The 17743-nt window shown below is 29.7% G+C and carries 12 protein-coding genes; 10 read left to right on the forward strand and 2 right to left on the reverse strand.

All coding sequences use genetic code 11. From position 1 onward, the window contains the following. Window positions 1-42 precede the first annotated feature (42 nt). The 3 genes from BWR22_RS08155 to BWR22_RS08165 all read left to right on the forward strand — a co-directional run bounded on the left by BWR22_RS08155 (window position 43) and on the right by BWR22_RS08165 (window position 6769). The gene (locus tag BWR22_RS08155; RefSeq protein WP_076733193.1) at window positions 43-2874 is read left to right on the forward strand and encodes a M16 family metallopeptidase; all 2832 of its coding nucleotides are present in this window, start codon (window positions 43-45) and stop codon (window positions 2872-2874) included. A gap of 124 nt (window positions 2875-2998) precedes the next feature. Continuing rightward, on the forward strand, window positions 2999-3913 hold the full coding sequence (locus tag BWR22_RS08160; protein ID WP_076733194.1) for a serine hydrolase: 915 nt from the start codon (window positions 2999-3001) through the stop codon (window positions 3911-3913). A 21-nt stretch (window positions 3914-3934) separates the two neighbouring features. Then, window positions 3935-6769 (forward strand): Npt1/Npt2 family nucleotide transporter, encoded by a 2835-nt coding sequence (locus tag BWR22_RS08165; protein WP_076733195.1) that lies wholly within the window; start codon window positions 3935-3937, stop codon window positions 6767-6769. Here BWR22_RS08165 and BWR22_RS08170 read toward each other — a convergent pair. After that, a complete protein-coding gene (locus BWR22_RS08170) occupies window positions 6766-8070 on the reverse strand; it encodes a serine hydrolase (RefSeq protein ID WP_076733196.1) in 1305 nt (434 codons plus the stop codon). The two genes, BWR22_RS08165 and BWR22_RS08170, sit on opposite strands and share 4 nt — an antisense overlap. Before the next feature lie 7 nt (window positions 8071-8077). Beyond that, the gene (locus tag BWR22_RS08175; protein ID WP_076733197.1) at window positions 8078-10981 is read right to left on the reverse strand and encodes a PEP/pyruvate-binding domain-containing protein; all 2904 of its coding nucleotides are present in this window, start codon (window positions 10979-10981) and stop codon (window positions 8078-8080) included. A gap of 223 nt (window positions 10982-11204) precedes the next feature. Here BWR22_RS08175 and BWR22_RS08180 point away from each other — a divergent pair, with 223 nt between their 5' ends. From BWR22_RS08180 to BWR22_RS08210, 7 genes are all read left to right on the forward strand, one after another. Further along, window positions 11205-11711, forward strand: coding sequence for a redoxin domain-containing protein (locus BWR22_RS08180; protein ID WP_076733198.1), 507 nt, complete (start codon window positions 11205-11207; stop codon window positions 11709-11711). Window positions 11712-11730: 19 nt separating this feature from the next. After that, window positions 11731-12780, forward strand: coding sequence for an NAD(P)-dependent alcohol dehydrogenase (locus tag BWR22_RS08185; protein WP_076733199.1), 1050 nt, complete (start codon window positions 11731-11733; stop codon window positions 12778-12780). A gap of 45 nt (window positions 12781-12825) precedes the next feature. Next, the gene (locus tag BWR22_RS08190; RefSeq protein ID WP_076733200.1) at window positions 12826-13740 is read left to right on the forward strand and encodes a YihY/virulence factor BrkB family protein; all 915 of its coding nucleotides are present in this window, start codon (window positions 12826-12828) and stop codon (window positions 13738-13740) included. A 149-nt stretch (window positions 13741-13889) separates the two neighbouring features. Then, window positions 13890-15281 (forward strand): NAD-dependent succinate-semialdehyde dehydrogenase, encoded by a 1392-nt coding sequence (locus tag BWR22_RS08195; protein WP_076733201.1) that lies wholly within the window; start codon window positions 13890-13892, stop codon window positions 15279-15281. Between the two features lie 111 nt (window positions 15282-15392). Further along, window positions 15393-15989: a GNAT family N-acetyltransferase gene (locus tag BWR22_RS08200; protein WP_076733202.1), complete on the forward strand. Its 597-nt coding sequence runs from the start codon at window positions 15393-15395 to the stop codon at window positions 15987-15989. Between the two features lie 38 nt (window positions 15990-16027). After that, entirely contained in the window at window positions 16028-17338 is a 1311-nt protein-coding gene (locus BWR22_RS08205; RefSeq protein WP_076733203.1) for a DEAD/DEAH box helicase, read from the forward strand. A 146-nt stretch (window positions 17339-17484) separates the two neighbouring features. Beyond that, entirely contained in the window at window positions 17485-17676 is a 192-nt protein-coding gene (locus tag BWR22_RS08210) for a cold-shock protein (protein WP_055444847.1), read from the forward strand. Window positions 17677-17743 lie beyond the last annotated feature (67 nt).

Below are 17743 nucleotides of genomic sequence, written 5' to 3' on the forward strand. Positions count from 1 at the left end.
ATATTTAATATTTATCTTTAACAAAAACATAAAATTTTAACCATGAAATTATTAAAACTTTGTACTTTATTCAGTTTATCTATCGTGTGCTTTAATTGCTCAAATAATAATTCTAAAGAGCTTAATGTTAGTGAGAAAGAATTTAAAATAGAATATGAAAAATTTACTTTAGATAATGGATTAGAAGTTATTTTACACGAAGACCATAGCGATCCTATAGTAGCAGTTGCAACATTAATGCATGTAGGCTCAAACAGAGAAAAACCAGGACGTACTGGTTTTGCACATTTTTTTGAGCATATGAGTTTTAATGATAGTGAAAACGTTCCAGTTGGAGCCAATAGAAAAATGATACCAGAGTGGGGAGGAAGCAGAAACGGAGGGACATCAAACGATTATACAGTATATTATGAAGTAGTACCAAAAGATGCTTTCGAAAAAATTTTATGGATAGACTCAGACCGTTTTGGTTACATGATTAATACCGTAACAAAAGAAGCTTTAGAACGTGAAAAACAAGTGGTTAAAAACGAAAAACGTCAACGAGTAGATAATGCAGCTTATGGTTATACAGATGAAATTAAACGTAAAAATCTTTATCCAGAAACACATCCATATAATTGGACTGTAATTGGAGCATTACCAGATTTACAAGCAGCAACAATAGACGATGTAAAAGAATTTTATAAAAAATATTATGGTGCAAGTAATGCATCGTTAGTAATCGCTGGTGATATTAATATAGACGAAACTAAAAAGCTGGTAGAGAAATGGTTTGGCGAAATACCTAGCGGACCTAATGTAGAAAGCTTACCACCAATGCCTGTAACGCTAGACAAAACAAAATCCTTATACTTTGAGGATAGTTTTGCAAAATTACCAGAATTACGCATGACATTTCCTACTGTTGAAGAATACAATAAAGATAAATATGCTTTAGAAATTTTAGGTCAGTTATTAAGCGGAAGTAAAAAATCACCATTATATCAAACTATAGTAGAAGAACAAAAATTAGCACCAAGAGTTAGTACGTATCAAAGTAGTAGTGAATTAGCAGGAGAGTTTGTTTTTAGAGTGCGTGCAAATGCTTTTGTAGATTTAGATAATGTTAAAACCGCTATTAATGAAGGATTAGAACGTTTTGAAAATAATGGCGTAAATGAAAAAGACTTAAATAGAATTAAAGCAGAGTTAGAAACTAATTTATATAGAGGAATTAGTACCGTTTTAAATAAAGCTTTTCAATTAGTACAAGATAATGAGTTTAATGGAGACCCAAGTTATATAACAGAAACAGCAAAATTAACAAACGCAGTAACTGCCGAAGATGTTATGCGAGTTTATAATAAATACATAAAGAATAAACATTATGTAATGACTAGTGTGGTGCCAAAAGGTAATTTAGATTTAGCAGTGGCAGAATCTAAACAAGCAAGTGTATGGATTGAAGAAGTAAAACAAGATGTTGCTAATGAAGAAGTAAGCCAAGGAGCAGAAGCTGTTTACGAAAAAACTAAAACTAAGCACGATAGAAGTGAGCCAGAATTTGGAGAACTACCATTATTTAAGTCGCCTAAAGTGTGGACAGATACCTTAGAAAATGGAATGGCTATTTATGGTATAGAAAATAACGAAGTGCCTTTAGTGCAATTCGATATTACTATTCCTGGAGGACATTTATTAGATCCAGAAAATAAATCTGGAGTAGCTAATTTGCTTAGTGATTTAATGATGGAAGGTACCGCAAATAAAACACCAGCAGATTTAGAAGAAGCTATTGGTTTATTAGGAGCAAGTATAAATACATATTCATCTAACGAAGATTTTCATATAACAGGTACCTGCTTAGCTAAAAACTTCGATAAAACTATAGCACTAGTAAAAGAAATAATTTTACAACCACGTTGGGATGTAGATGAATTTAATAGACTTAAATCGGCTTTAGAAACAAGTTTAAAAGATAGAGAGTCTAACCCAAATAGTATTGCTTCAATGGCTTATAATAAGTTAATTTATGGCGATAACCATATCTTGTCAATACCAAGTTCTGGAACGCAAGAATCCATAAGCAATATTAGTATTCAAGATTTAAAAAATTATTTCAAAAATTTATCACCAGAAAACGCATCATTTCATATTGCAGGAGCTTTAAATAATAATGAAGTAAAAAGCACATTAAGTACACTAAACGAATGGAATGTAAAAGCTGTTAACATACCAGATTTTGAAATAACCAATACAGTCTCAAAAAACAAACTATATTTTATAGATTTTCCAGGTGCTAAGCAATCAGTTTTTCAAATAGGAAAATTAGCATTATCTAAAGAAAACGAAGAGTTTAATAATTTAAATTTTGCAAACGAAATTCTTGGTGGAGGATCAAGTGGTAAATTATTTCAAACATTAAGAATAGAAAAAGGTTATACTTATGGAGCATATTCGGGAATTTCATCTAATAAAGAAATATCTCCTTTTACAGTAAGAACTAGTGTTCGAGCAAATGCAACATTAAAATCCTTAGAAATTATTAAAAATATGATTAGTAATTATGCTAACGATTTTACAAACACAGAAGTAGAACTTACTAAAAATAAAATTTTAAAAGGAAACACTAGAGCTTACGAGAGTCTTGGAGCTCAATTAGGAATGCTTAGAAATATTAGTAAATATAATTTATCTAAAACATTTACAGAAGAAGATCAAGAGGAGTTAATTAACATGACATTAGAAGACTACAAAAACATAATTAATAAATATCTTAACGAAGAAGATATGATTTATGTAGTAGTAGGCGATAAAAAAACACAGTTTGAAGAGGTAAAAAAACTTGGGAAGACTATAATTGAGTTAGATATTTATGGTAATAAACTATAAAACGTATATATTTGATTTTCAAAACGTTATTTAAATAAAATTAACAACAAATTATGAAAATAATTTATGACCTTTGACGTTTATTATCTAGATTATATATATCACTTAATTTTTAAAACAATAAATGAAACACATATTTAAAAACACAATTGTAATATTATTAATGTTATTTGGTTTTTTAGCGTTTTCACAAAACGATTTGCCTTTAAATGCTGATGACCAGATATATCCAATTTCAAATCTACAAGATAACGAACTTCAAAAGTTATTAAAAACAGAAATTAATTTAAATGGTAAATGGAAAAAGCTAATTGAAAATAAAAAAATGTCAATTGGTATTGTAGATTTATCCGACCAAAGCAATATAAAATACGCTGGTTTAAACGACGACCATATGATGTATGCTGCCAGTTTACCTAAAATAGCTATTCTTTTAGCTGCAATGGATGCTATAGATAAAGGAGAGCTAAAAGACACTGAAGAAGTAAGAAAAGACATGCGTTTAATGATTAGTAAGTCTAACAATCAAGCATCAACAAGAATGATTGATCGTGTAGGTTACGAGAAAATTGAAGCAGTTTTAAGAGCTCCAAACACAAATCTTTACGATGAGAAAGAAGGAGGAGGACTTTGGGTTGGAAAAAGGTATGCCTCAGGAGGAAGGCGTTATCCAGAACCAATGAAAGGTTTAAGCCACGCCGCTACAACAAGACAAGTGTGTAGCTTTTACTACCAATTAGCAATGGGAAACTTAATTAATACAGAACGTTCTAAAGAAATGTTAGATATTATGAAAGATCCTGCATTACATCATAAGTTTGTTAATACGTTAGATAAAATTGCACCGCAAGCAACCGTGTATAGAAAGTCTGGTTCTTGGAAAAATTATCATGCAGACTCTGCACTTGTTTGGGGACCTAAACGAAAATACATTATTGTGGCACTTATAGATAATGACTATGGAGAACAAATTATTAGAAACTTAGTGGTTCCTATAGAAAAAGTATTAAAAAAATCACGTTATTTAGCATTAAAATAAAACCTTTAAGTTTAATTATCCTTGCTAAAAACAATAATTAATAAAACATTTGGACTAAGAGATGGCGAAATATACATCTCTTTTTTAATGCAGTTATATATCTTTTTAATTATAACTGTATTGTTAATTGTAAAACCTACAGTTAATGCATTGTTTGTTAATAAATTGGGAGCAGATAGTTTACCTTATGGTTATTTATTAGTTGCCTTAGTAGCAGTTGTTACTACTATATTTTACAGTAAAGCTATACGTGAGTTTTCACTTTTAAAAATTACAATCGCATCTCTAATTATTTTTAGCTTAGCATTTATAGTTTTAAGTATAGTTTTACATTTTGAAATTTTACATAATTGGATTCTATACTTTTATTATTTAAGTATTTCTCTTTTTGCAGTAATTGCCACATCACAATTCTGGATTTTAGCCAATATGGTTTTTAATGCCAGAGAAGCTAAACGTTTATTTGGTTTTATTGGAGCAGGAGCTATAGCAGGAGGTGTTTTTGGAGGTTATTTAACCAGTTTAATTGTATCTTCTTATGGTAATAAATATGCCATTCTTGTAGCTGCATTTTTTATTTTATGTTGTATTCCAATTATTCAAAAAATATGGAAATTAAGAATACAAAAAATGACTACGTATGTTAGAAAACAACGTAAGCATAACGAATCTAACACACAAGTTTCATCTTTAAAACTCATTTTAAAGTCCAAACATTTAACTTATTTAGCTTTAATAACTGGAATTAGTGTTATTGTAGCCAAATTGGTAGATTTTCAATTTAGCGATTTTGCAAATAAAGCCATTTCAGATTCCGATGAATTAGCATCCTTTTTTGGGTTTTGGTTCTCAACATTTAATGTGCTAGCTTTAATTTTACAATTATTTGTAACTAACAGATTATTAAGTCGTTTAGGTGTTTCATCTACATTATTAATTCTTCCTTTAGGCATTGCTTTATCAAGCTTATTATTTTTAACTTTTCCAGAGCTTTGGGTCTTAGTTATAATTAAGGGAATTGATGGAAGTTTTAAACAATCTTTAAATAAAGCAGCGGTAGAACTTTCTATAATGCCAATTCCTTTAAACATTAAAAATCAAGCCAAATCATTTATAGATGTTGCGGTAGATAGTGTTGCAACAGGTATTGCTGGATTTCTTTTAATCTTTTTAATTAAGAAATTAGATTTAAGCACATCTTACATAACAGTAATTATTTTACTGTTTGTATTTATTTGGATTGTTTTAATTTACAGACTCCGTGAAGCTTATTTCAATTCTTTTAGAACAAATATTCAAAAAACATTAGTTCCAGATAAAAACTTAAAGCAAAAAAGAAAATACGAAACAACACTTATTGCAGCTAGACGAATATTAAGCTCTGGCACAGAACCAGAAATTTTAAGTTTATTAAACCAACTAACTTCTTATAAATTAATTCCTTTAAAAAACAGCATTATTGCTTTGTTAGACCATCCTTCTAAAGCGGTTAAAACCGAAGCAATAAACCAATTGTTTCAATATGATAAAGGTACGGCAGTAAGTAAGGTAGAAGCCCTTATTACAGCGCAAAATGACGATTTAGTTTACACCGCTTTAGATTATTTATTGCATCATTCATATATAAACGCTAATCAATTTTTTGATAAATATTTAAATCATGAAACAGATTTTATTTCTAATGCTGCATTGCTATGTTTGGCAAAAGAAGCTAAGAATAACAACAAACTTGCAGTAAAATATAATTTACATTCTAGAATTGCAGATCGTGTTAGAAATCTAAATACACCAGAAGGATTTAGCCGAAAAGAAGCTGTTGCAAACCTTTTAACCACAATTGCTTATTCGGGTATTTTAAAATTTTATCCTTTTATAACTGTACACTTAAATAACAAAGACTCTTTTATTGTAAAACACGCTATTAAAGCTGCTGGTATAACTGCAGACCAACGTTTTATAGATGAATTATTAGAATTAATAACAATTAAAACTTACAGAAAAACAACTGTAAAAGCTTTAAAAAAATATGGGTCTGGTATTACTAAAACTATTTTAATTCTTGACAAATCTGAAGATTTAAAAGATAACATAAAAGAACACCTACCTAAAGTTGTTAGTGAATTTAACTCGCAAAGCGCAATAAAAGTACTATTACGATTATTAAAAAGTAATGATGTAGTTATTAGATTTGAATCTGCAAAAGCACTTTCAAAAATGCGAGCTAAAAATCCAGAATTATATTTTAATAAACGAATATTTAAGCGTGAAATAATTAGGGAAAGTAAATATTATAAAAACACTATAGATGTTATAGCATCAATTCAAAATACTATTAGTAACAATAGTGCTATAGAGAATAAAAACGACAACGATATTGAGGTTTTAATTGCTAGACAGAGTTTAATAGACGTTCTTGAAGAACAACTTGAAACTAGCTTAAAAAGTATTTTTAAGTTATTAGGTTTAGTGTATGATGAGTCTGATATTGATGTTACTTATTCTGGATTATTTAGTGAAGTAAAAGAAGCACGTTTAAATGCTTTAGAGTTTTTGGATAATATGTTAAATTCTCAATTAAAATCTAGGGTTTTTCCATTAATTGAACATTCTATAATTGATGAAGGAAATTTAGCTTCATCAATATTAAAAATAAATGTAATTCCTGAAAACGCATATTTATCAATGCTTATTAAGCGTAGAGGTAAACGTGTAAAATTAGAAGTATTATATCTTATTAAGGTTTTAGATGATAAAAGCTATGTACCTATTGTAATGCCTTTAAAAAAGCATCTTAATAAAGAGGTTAAGTTTTTTGCATATTCTACTATAGAAGCTCTTACAGATGTAAGGCGTTAATTACCTTCATCATCTTTATCTTTAAAATTCTCATCTAATTTAGCGTCGGAGTTTTCGTTATTTTTTGCAATTAAATCATCAATCTTACTTGCCATATACATATGCGCGCCAGCAGAGTTTTTATTCAAAACATTAGACATTAAACAAACTATATATTTGGATCCATTATTTGGATGCTCTACAATTATTACCGAATTCATATAATTAAATACATTTCCGGCATAATCTTTACAATCTGGGTTTTTAGTTCTATCACATTTGTAATAACTTCCCGATTTAAAATATACAGCAGCACTGTCTAATCTATTAGATTTAGCATAACGTATACGTCTGTCTGTAGAGTAGAGAAGACGTTTCATTTCTAAACTAGACTTTTCATCAATAATTTTACCTTGTTCTAGTTTTACTAGCCATTTCATTAATCCTTTTGGCGTACCAATGCTTCCTCCTTTTCTTCCTACATATTTTCCTGCAGGCCTTGTAAACATACCTCCAAGTCTCCATTCATCTTCAGTTATGCCTAAATCTCTTAAAGGTTGATTTACAACAGTATTTGCCAGGTTAGTTAAGCTATCTCTTGGTGTTTCTTTAAAATAATTTTCGGCTTGTTCTTCGGTTAAATTTACATAATCTGGTCCAAATGCAGCCATTAACATTGCTTCACGATACATAACACTTGCTGCGCCATTATTACTTACAGATACCATGTGGTCTAACCATTCAAACAACGAGAATTTATCACTTGCAATAACTTGTCTTTTGGTTAGTTTATCTTTTTCAATATCGTATATAGGCACTGTATGATGGTCTCCAGTTCCCCAATAACGTGACGATACTTTAATGTCTTTTAAGTACATAACTCTATCGTCCCAATTTTTGCAAACGTTTGCCATTTGTGTAAAAACTGCATTTAAAACAGCTATTTTACCTACACTTCCTGGTTGATAACCAACATTTTCTCTATGCGAAGCATATTTTAATGCTTTAGGATTAGTCATGTCTAAAACCGCTATAGAGTAATTTCCACTAGGTATTAAACGTTTTATTTTTCTCATAAACTCTTCGTCATCAACTAAAACATTGTTAATGCTATCTTCAGTTAAAGACGTTAAGTTTAATTTTATATCTTCTAATTTTAAATAAGCACCAGCAGGAATACGGTTATACGGTGTGCTATCTAATTTCATTTTTTGTATTTGATACAAACGTTTTATTCCTGTACGTTTATAACCGTCTATAGGATAGAAACCGAACGAGACAATAAAACAAAATATAATAGATGTATAAAATAAATTTTTCATAGTAATTTTATAGTTTTTCTGAAAGATTAATCAATTTACCTTCTTCAATTTTTGGAGAGATAGATGATAAGTACTCTGAACTTTTTGCTTGTTTATTTTCTACAAAAGGACGAATTTGAAACAACCACAACTTATTGTCTTTAAAACCAAATTCCACATCATAAGCTTGGTTTGAAGCTTGAGAATGCTTTTCCATTGTTTTTCTAATTTTAGAGGCTAAAGCTCTAATATCTTCTATATTTTTAGTGTTAAGAATTGGAGTTTCAAAAGTAGTTGTGTATTTTTTTGTTCCACCATAATCTGGCAATCTAATATAGTCGCTTTGCCTTGCAGGAGCTAATAAAACATTATTATCTTCTGTAATTAAACGGGTTTCGGCACTTTGTCCATCTACAGCGCCACCAGCACCTCGACTAAATGCAACAGTTAAATCATCTTCATTACCAGAGTTTATTCCTTTAGTAATCATTACACCAGAATAGTCTACATCTACACTCGGAATTATTAATATAGAAGGAAATACATTTTCAGGATTGCTTAAATATTTTTGACGCCATTTAAAACTTCGTTCTGTATAAGCACTTGCCCAAACGCGTTTAATACCTTTTACAATTTCGTCTTCAGCCTTAATATTAAATAGTGTTAAATTTAAACCAGCTCCAGTAAATTCCTTTAAATCTTCCATATTGGTGTCGCTTCTTAAAAATACTGGCACATTACCTATGCTATTACCAAAAGCATTTTTAAAACTAACTTTTATGTCGTTAATAAAGCTTGTTTCTAAAGGCATATTTATTATAGCTTTATGTAATATGTCTAAAGCTTTTAATTGGTAATCTTCAACCTCATGTTCTGCTTTATTAGCAGCTCTCATTTCGTTTGCTGTATTAAATGTTGCGTTTAAATATTGCCAATAAGTTTTATTTTGGTTTGGCATTTGTTGGTTCATGTGCGCTCTAAAAATTCCAAATGGAATTATAATACCTTCTACAACTTGTTCTGGAAATAGTTTTTTTAATTCTCCTAAATTTGCTGCTTTTGGTCCGCAAAGCTTACCAGAATCATTAGCATCAACCTCACGCATATTAATTACCTTAGATACATCTAATCGAATTTGATCTACAGGAACTGCAATTACGTTTTTACTTCTTTCATTTTTACTAAATAGCTCTTTTTCTGTAGAAGACATATCATCTTCAGATTTTAAAATTACATTTCCTTTGTTAGATACAGCATAAAATACTTTTTCGCCATTATATTTCTTCATGGCTTTTAAATTATTATAAGATAAAGCTGCATTTGGTATGCCTAAATTACGTGCTAAAAGCTGCACATGAGATACCAAATTACCTTCGGAAACAGTCATAATTCCTGCTACAGGTTTTAAATCGTGCGGTGGCTTTTCAAAAATATAAATATTGTTAGTGTTCACTTCAATATTATCAGGATTTCCGTCTACTACAACTAATTCTCCAAAAGCATAACCAGGATTTAAACCTCGTATAGCACTTTGGTTTTCAATATTCATTACATCGTTATTAATATTAGAAGTTTTAGATACAAAAGCACCAAAATCGCTTACGGCTTCACCTAAACTTAAAGCAATACTACTTCTTACACGATCGTCTATAAAACTATACGAAAGTGGTTCGAAAACGGTATATTTATCAACAATCTCTTGGTAATTAGCCTTTACCATAGAGGCACTCCATTCTACAATACTTCTAGAAGTAGTTAATAACTCGTTTAGTTCGTTTACAGTTAAGTTGGACTTAGTTATTTTATTATTAATCGAAGTTTCTATGGCATTATATTCCCAATTTTCAATTAATCCGGTTCCCATTGCTGCGCAGGATAAAACGCTTATTTTATCAAGAGTTTCACCAATGGTTTCTGTTTCCCAATTTTGAGTTTCAGTAAGTAACGTATGTTCTAATTGATTAGATAAATCTAAAAGTTGCAAGCGGTCTTTACCACTTTTATAACTCAAAATATTATGTCGTATTTCAGATAAAATATTAGCTAATTCCGAAACAAATGAAGCAGAAGTTTTATCGTTTTTATTGGAAACTATAAACGCGTTAATTTTTTTTGTTGTACTGTTTGAAGCTGGTAGTTTTTGTAATTCCTTTTCTAAACGATTAAAATCTATTGGAGAATAGAATTTATACATAGTTTCTATTAAAGCATCAAAATCCTTTTTTAAATGTTCTGGAATTTTATTTTGAGCTATAAAATTCTTTACTAACATAATATCTGTTATTTCTGGTTGGCCATGAATTTTAATTCTAATATCCATAAATGCCTTCATGTCTTCAGAAATGGTTTTACTTTGACTACGCATTAATTGCGCAACATTATCATCGCCATTATGTGGCACATCTTTTAAAGCTTGTCTTATTAAATAGAAATTATTTGAAATAAAATAGTCGTTTTTTAAAACAGACTCAAAAAATTCTTTTCCCCAAGTTTCTTCGTCTTCGCTTTGCACAGCACCTCTATAATATTGAGCTTTTTGTAAAATCCAACCGTCATTTACGCTAGCCAAATACTTATTAATTTGATATTGTTTTAAGCGATTGTAATTATTGCTTTCATCTAGAAATTCTTTTTCTTTTAATGATGCAATTATATCTGAAAAATAGAGCTGATTCGTTTTTCTTAAGCTAATTACAGATGGTTTAAAACTAGCATGTTGTATACCTCCACCTATTGAATCTGGACATGGATCTCGTGGTTCGCGTTCAGAACCATCATCGCAAAACCATTTGATCCGGTTGTATGGCCCACGAGGATCTTTTTTAAAAGATTCTATTAGATTTTTAATTTGCTTTACAGATAATTCTTGTGCTTCAGTTTTTATATTAAAAACAAAAAGCAAGATTAATAATGGTAGTATATTTTTTAGCATGTTAGATATCTATTTGTAATCAAACAAAAATATTTAATTAATAATTGTTTCTCGTCAATTTTATAACTATTAAAATATAATAATTAACTTAATTAAATAATGTATTTGTCGATTACATTAAATAATTTTTAATTACTTCTATTTTAAGTTTTAATAAATGTTTAACGCTCTATTGGTTTTTAAAGCATTATTTTAAAAGAACATAATTTAAAAAAAAAAGCAAATGATTAAACCAAGAACAAAAACACCAGAATTAGAAATAGAATTAATTAATGGTACAACATGGAAATTAAGCGAGCAATCTCCAGAGCATTTTACTTTAATATTATTTTACAGAGGTAAGCATTGCCCAAAATGCAAAGAACAGTTAGAAGAGGTGCAAGAAAATATCGAAAAATTCTCAAAAAGAGGTATTAATGTTATTGCAATAAGTTCGGATACCGAAAGTGTTGCAAAAGAAACTTATAAAGATTGGGATATTAACGATATTCCATTAGCATATGGTTTTCCAATTGAAGAGGCTAGAAAATGGGGACTATTTATTTCTTCAGGAATTAAAAAAGAACCAGATTTCTTTACAGAACCAGGTTTGTTTCTATTAGATAAAGAGCATGAAGTGTATTGGGAATCTATACAATCTATGCCATTTGGTCGTCCAAGTTTAAGAGCAATATTAGGTGGAGTAGACTTTATATTAAAAGAAAATTATCCAGCTAGAGGAGAAGCATAATAATTAATAAAACAGCGAAATGAAAGAAGTAAAAGCATATGGTACCGAAGCAAAAGATAAAGATTTAGAAGTATTAACTATTAAAAGACGAGAGCTTTTAGAAAATGATGTAGAAATCGACATTTTATATTGTGGCGTTTGCCACAGTGATATTCATGCTGCAAAAAATGATTGGGGAAACACCACTTACACATTAGTACCAGGTCATGAAATTGTTGGAAAAGTAACAAAAGTTGGAAATCAAGTTAAAAACTACAAAAAAGGAGATTTGGTTGGTGTTGGTTGCATGGTAGATTCTTGTCAAGAATGTAGTGCTTGCAAAGAAGATTTAGAACAATTTTGCGAAGAAGGCATGGTAGGAACTTATAATGGAAAAAATAAGCATACTGGTAAACAAACTTTTGGAGGTTACTCTACAAGTATTACAGTACGTGAAGAATTTGTAGTAAGTGTACCAGAAAATTTAGATATAAAAGCTGTAGCTCCACTATTATGTGCAGGAATTACAACATTTTCACCTTTAAACCACTGGAAAATTAAAAAAGGTGATAAAGTTGGAGTTATTGGGCTTGGTGGATTAGGACATATGGGTATAAAATTTGCTCACGCTATGGGAGCAGAAACAATTATGATTACTACATCTCCAGACAAAGCAGAGGATGCCAAAAGATTAGGAGCAGACTCTGTATTAATTTCTAAAGATAAGGACGACATGAAAAAGCATAGAGGATCTTTCGATTTTCTTTTAAATACTGTTCCTGTTAAGCACGATATTAATCCTTATATACAACTATTAAAACGTGACTCAACAATGGTGTTAGTTGGCGCTATTGAGCCTTTAGAACCAATGAATGGAGGAAATATTATTATGGGAAGAAAAAGAGTTGCAGGATCATTAATTGGAGGTATTAAAGAGACACAAGAAATGTTAGATTTTTGTGGTGAAAATAATATTGTTTCAGATGTCGAAATGATAGATATAAAAAATATAAATAACGCCTATAAACGCGTTCAAAATAACGATGTTAAATATCGTTTTGTAATAGATATGGAGAGTTTAAAAAAGTAATTTAAAATTACAGATATTAGCTAAGCAAATATTTTTTAAGTAAAAATGAATAACCCAAATAAATTTAAACTGAAGCATTTACCAAAACTACTAGTTAAAGCTGGTAGTTCTTGGTTTAATGGCGAACCATTCGAGCGTAGTGCTATAGTTGCTTATTATGCTATATTATCTTTGCCTGCTTTAATAATTATAATATTAAATGTCGTTGGAAGCATTTGGGGACGTGATATTGTACAAGGAGAATTATTAGATGAAATTACAAAAGCAATTGGTCCAGATACTGCAGATTCCATTAGATTGATGATGGTAGATAGAGGAAACGAATCTACGTCTATATTTGCTACAGTTGTAGGTATTATTACTTTAATATATGGTTCTACAGGAGTATTTTTTCAGCTACAATCTGCCTTAGATAAAATTTGGGACCAAAAACCTAAATATAAAAATAGCATTATTGCAACCTTAATAAGTAGAGCTAAAAGTTTTGGATTTATTTTAATTATTGGTTTCTTATTACTTACAAGTTTTATTTTAACTTCATTATTAAGTACATTTAGTAAAAATTTAGAGCGCTTATTACCAGATAGTTTGTTCGAATATCTTTATGTTTTCGATTTTCTTATCTCTATAGCATTTATTTACGTGCTTTTTGCTGCTATGTTTAAATTTTTGCCGTCGGCGACAATTACATGGAAATCTGTAAGAGTTGGAGCTTTATTAACAACTTTACTTTTTTTAATTGGTAAATATCTATTAGCTATTTATTTTCATGAAATGCAACCTGGCTCTACTTATGGAGCAGCAGGATCAATAATATTAATAATGCTGTGGGTGTCTTATACTAGTATTATATTATTGTTTGGCGCACATTTTACCAAAGTCTATTCAGATAGATATGTAAAATCATTAATTCTTCCAGAGACACTTCAAATCCCTCAAAAAGAAAAACAAAAAGAGTAATATAAAGTTTCTTAAAATTTATACTCTTTAAATGTTAATTAATCATCTTTCTCATAAGATAATCATAAAATGGTACTAAGGTAATCTTAAAGTCATTGCTATTGTTTTAAGTATTGTCTAACTTAAAAAAATAACCAAAAATTTAAATAATGGAAAGAGAAATAGAGAATGGATTTATAACAATTAATCCTGCTACCGAAGAAAAGATTAAAGAGTACAAATATTTAACAGAATCCGAAGCAAAAGATGCAGTAGAAAGCTGTCACAAAGCTTTTTTAAATTGGAAAAAAACAGACATTAAAGAGCGTGCTAAAATAATTAAAGCAATAGGTAAAGCATTAATAGATTCTAAAGAAGAATTAGCAGAATTAATGACTGCCGAAATGGGTAAACTTGTAAAACAAGGACATCAAGAAATTAAATTATGCGCTGGCATATGTGATTTTACAGCCAAAGAAGGTGTCAAGCAATTACAAGATGAAGAAAGAGAGTTACCTGATGGAGGAAAAGGTATCATACAATATGCGCCAATTGGTGTTATTTACGGTATTCAACCATGGAATTTTCCAATTTATCAAGCCATGCGTTATGCTATAGTTAATTTAATGGCAGGAAATGGCGTGCTGTTAAAACACGCTCAAAACGTTACTGGAAGTGCATTAAAATTAAAATCTCTTTTCGAAAAAGCAGGATTGCCAAAAAATCTATTTACAGTTCTTATAATTAATCATGACACATCAGATAAAATTATAGAACATGATAAAGTAAGAGGTGTAACACTTACAGGTAGCTCTGGAGCTGGAAAAAAAATAGCAGCAAAAGCTGGAGAGGCGCTTAAAAAAACTGTTTTAGAATTAGGTAGTAATGATGCGTATTTAGTTTTAGACGATGCAGATATTGAACTTGCTGTAAAAAAATCTGTTGAAGGTAGAATTTATAACAATGGAGAAACTTGTGTTGCGGCTAAACGTTTTGTTGTAGTAGAAAGTGTTTACAGTGATTTTAAAAATGCATTTGTTGAAGCTATGAAAAACATAAAATATGGTGACCCAACAGATTCAAAATCTCAATTAGGCCCAATGGCTAGAAAAGATTTAAGAACTAAACTGCATAACCAGTTAAAAGATAGTGTTGCCAAAGGAGCAAATGTACTTTGTGGTGGAGAAATACCAGAACAAAAAGGATTTTATTATCCGTCCACTGTTTTAGACAATGTAAAACCAGGGCAACCTGCGTACGACGAAGAACTTTTTGGACCAATAGCTTCTTTAATTAAAGCAAAAGATAATGATGATGCTATGCGCATTGCTAATGATAGTAGATTTGGTTTAGGTGGCGGTATCTTTTCTAAAGATGAAAAAAAAGCAATCAATTTAGCAAAAAACCATTTCGATACCGGAATGATTAACATAAATTCGTATGGTTTAGCAGTACCAAACATGCCATTTGGAGGTGTAAAAGACTCTGGTTATGGTAGAGAACATGGTGGTTTTGGAATAAAAGAATTTGTTAATGTAAAGTCGATACTTTTACATAAATAAAATAAATTAACTAAAAAGCTAAAAACCTTCAAATATTAATCTTTTGAAGGTTTTTTTGTTATTATAACTTGTATTTTTATACTATTAATTTTTTTATTAAAAATATTATATATGAGTACTTTACAATTTAATTCAGAATATATTTTAGAAAATGATAGAGTAAAACTATCACCTTTAAAAGCTGAAGATTTTAATATATTATCAACTTTTGCTATTAACGAACCTACGCTTTGGCAATATTCTTTGCAACCAGCAGACGGACTGAAAAATATGAAGACTTATATTGATAATGCATTAAAAGATAAAGCTGATAAAAAATCTTATCCTTTTTTAGTTTTCGATAAGCAAACAAGTAAGTATGCCGGAAGCACACGTTTTTACGATTATAACGAAAAATTTAAAACACTGCAATTAGGTTATACTTGGTATGGTAAAGCTTTTCATGGTACAGGATTAAATAAAAATTGTAAATACTTAATGTTGTCGTTCGCTTTCGAAGAACTTAATATAGAACGTGTTGAGTTTAGAGCAGATAATAATAACAAAAAAAGCATTGCAGCAATGAAAAGTATTGGTTGTACAGTTGAAGGTGTTTTAAGGCAAAACTGTGCAACTCCCAATGGTTCTAGACGAGACAGTATAATTTTAAGTATTTTAAAAGAAGAATGGTTTAAAGGTGTTAAAGATAGTTTACTATCACGATTATAATTTGTAAAACTGTATCTATCTTTGCCAAAAATTAAAGCATGTCAAATAATAAAAAAACTCAAAAAGCAATTTTAAATAAATTGAATATAGAAGCCTTAAATCCTATGCAGGAAGAAGCTTTACTATCAATAAATTCTACTGCAAATACAGTTTTGCTATCACCTACAGGAACAGGTAAAACAGTTGCTTTTTTATTGCCTACACTTGAGAATTTAGATTTGAAATGTGAAAATGTGCAGCTATTAATTTTAGTTCCATCTCGAGAATTAGCAATTCAAATTGAGCAGGTTATTCGTAAAATGGGAACAGGTTTTAAAGCTAATGCTGTTTATGGAGGAAGACCTTTTTCTAAAGATAAAATAGAATTAGCACATGCTCCTGCAATATTAATAGGAACTCCAGGTCGTGTGGCAGATCACTTAAGACGAGAAACTTTCTTAGTTAAAGATATAGAAACATTAGTATTAGATGAGTTTGATAAATCGCTTGAAATTGGTTTTGAAAAAGAAATGAGCGAGATTTTAGCAAGTTTACCAAATATTAAACGTCGAGTATTAACTTCTGCAACTCAAGATATGGAAATACCAAGATTTGTAGGTCTCGAAAACGAAATAATAATAGATTACTTAGATACAAAAATTTCCAATCTAGCAATTAAAAAAGTAATTTCTCCAGACAAAAATAAATTACAAACATTAGTCAATTTATTGCATCATATAGGTAATAAGCCTGGTATTATTTTTTGTAATTTTAAAGACACTATTCAATATGTTAGCGATTTCTTAGAAGATAATAATATACCGCATGGCACGTTCTATGGTGGTTTAGAACAAATAGATAGAGAAAGAGCGCTAATTAAATTTAGAAATGGTACACATCAAATTATAATAGCTACAGATTTAGCTGCCCGAGGCTTAGATATACCAGAATTAAATTTTATAATTCACTATCAATTACCATTAAAAGCAGAAGAGTTTACACATAGAAACGGTAGAACCGCTAGGATGAATACGCATGGAACAGCTTATGTATTACAATGGGAAAACGAATACCTTCCTGAGTTTATAACAACTTCAGAAGTTGAAAAAATAGAGGAGAAGCAAAATAAAATAAATAGCAATTGGGCAACTTTATTTATATCTGGAGGTAGAAAAGATAAAATCTCTAAAGGTGATATTGCAGGATTATTTTTTAAACAAGGAGATTTACAGCGTAATGAATTAGGAGTAATAGAATTAAAACAAGACTGTGCTTTTGTGGCTGTTCCTAAAACAAAAGTATTAGACGTTATTAATAAAACAAATAACACAAGACTTAAGAAAAAGAAAGTACGTGTAACCTTAATTTAATTAAGCGCTTTTTAATGCAATGAGTAATATATTTAAATAGCATAAAGCGATAATAATTTTTATTAAATAGAATAAGTAGTGCTTTCTAATAATAATGGCACTATCTTTGTAAACTATTATATATTAATAAATTAAATTACATTACAATGAGTACAGGAACAGTAAAATTTTTCAACGACACTAAAGGGTTTGGATTTATCACAGAAGAAGGTGTAGACAAAGATCATTTTGTTCACATTTCTGGGTTAATCGATGAGATTAGAGAAGGTGACCAAGTTGAATTTGATTTACAAGAAGGAAACAAAGGATTAAACGCGGTTAACGTAAAAGTTATCTAAGATATATTCATATATTTTCAAAAAAGAGCCTATCTATAAAAGATGGGCTTTTTTTATGCTCAAAAGC

It is taken from the genome of Lacinutrix venerupis (genome assembly GCF_001971745.1).
Lineage (GTDB): Bacteria > Bacteroidota > Bacteroidia > Flavobacteriales > Flavobacteriaceae > Lacinutrix > Lacinutrix venerupis.

What these genes read in the sequence shown, in the direction of transcription:
- BWR22_RS08170 (WP_076733196.1), bottom strand. Translation starts at nt 8,070, where the DNA reads ATGAAAAATTTATTTTATACATCTATTATATTTTGTTTTATTGTCTCG.
- BWR22_RS08190 (WP_076733200.1), top strand. Translation starts at nt 12,826, where the DNA reads ATGAATAACCCAAATAAATTTAAACTGAAGCATTTACCAAAACTACTA.
- BWR22_RS08185 (WP_076733199.1), top strand. Translation starts at nt 11,731, where the DNA reads ATGAAAGAAGTAAAAGCATATGGTACCGAAGCAAAAGATAAAGATTTA.
- BWR22_RS08160 (WP_076733194.1), top strand. Translation starts at nt 2,999, where the DNA reads ATGAAACACATATTTAAAAACACAATTGTAATATTATTAATGTTATTT.
- BWR22_RS08205 (WP_076733203.1), top strand. Translation starts at nt 16,028, where the DNA reads ATGTCAAATAATAAAAAAACTCAAAAAGCAATTTTAAATAAATTGAAT.
- BWR22_RS08210 (WP_055444847.1), top strand. Translation starts at nt 17,485, where the DNA reads ATGAGTACAGGAACAGTAAAATTTTTCAACGACACTAAAGGGTTTGGA.
- BWR22_RS08175 (WP_076733197.1), bottom strand. Translation starts at nt 10,981, where the DNA reads ATGCTAAAAAATATACTACCATTATTAATCTTGCTTTTTGTTTTTAAT.
- BWR22_RS08195 (WP_076733201.1), top strand. Translation starts at nt 13,890, where the DNA reads ATGGAAAGAGAAATAGAGAATGGATTTATAACAATTAATCCTGCTACC.
- BWR22_RS08180 (WP_076733198.1), top strand. Translation starts at nt 11,205, where the DNA reads ATGATTAAACCAAGAACAAAAACACCAGAATTAGAAATAGAATTAATT.
- BWR22_RS08200 (WP_076733202.1), top strand. Translation starts at nt 15,393, where the DNA reads ATGAGTACTTTACAATTTAATTCAGAATATATTTTAGAAAATGATAGA.
- BWR22_RS08155 (WP_076733193.1), top strand. Translation starts at nt 43, where the DNA reads ATGAAATTATTAAAACTTTGTACTTTATTCAGTTTATCTATCGTGTGC.